Origin of the sequence: Pseudomonas avellanae BPIC 631 (assembly GCF_000444135.1) — a bacterium.
Taxonomy (GTDB): Bacteria; Pseudomonadota; Gammaproteobacteria; order Pseudomonadales; family Pseudomonadaceae; genus Aquipseudomonas; species Aquipseudomonas avellanae.
Genome location: NZ_ATDK01000133.1, coordinates 1 through 416, shown reverse-complemented (window position 1 = coordinate 416; position 416 = coordinate 1). Strand labels below are relative to the sequence as shown.

The following is a 416-nucleotide window of genomic DNA, read 5'->3' as shown; positions in this document are numbered from 1 at the left end:
TGGCCAAACTGGATCGTGATGCGTTCTTCAATGCTGAGTTCATGATATGACATAGGTTCACCGTACCGGATTGGTCAGGTGTTGCGCTCAGTTTTTGCCGCCGCCTCGGTTATTGGATCAAGCTTGTATTCCGCGCCGATCGTGCTCAGAGGAACGATGTGATGAACATGGATAAGGCCTTTGGCGATCTCGCCGTAGACAGAGCCGAAGTCAAGTTTACAAGCTGCGCATACGGCCTTGTGATGCCGAATGCATGCCTTCCGGGCCTTATCATCGCGCTCGTATACGTTGACCTTTACCTCTCGCAGTGCTCCCTCTAGGGAGGGTCTGAAGTAAGCATCGATTTTTGATGCCTTCATGGCCTGAGGTTAAAAAACCTCGCCCGATCAGATAATCAGACGTTTTGCACTGTTAAC

At 50.7% G+C, this 416-nt stretch carries 1 pseudogene; it reads right to left on the bottom strand.

Annotation, left to right across the window (positions count from 1 at the left end):
• Window positions 1-104: 104 nt before the first annotated feature.
• A pseudogene (locus DW49_RS1000000134175) lies at window positions 105-320 on the bottom strand (HNH endonuclease); the annotation flags it as partial.
• Window positions 321-416: the final 96 nt, after the last annotated feature.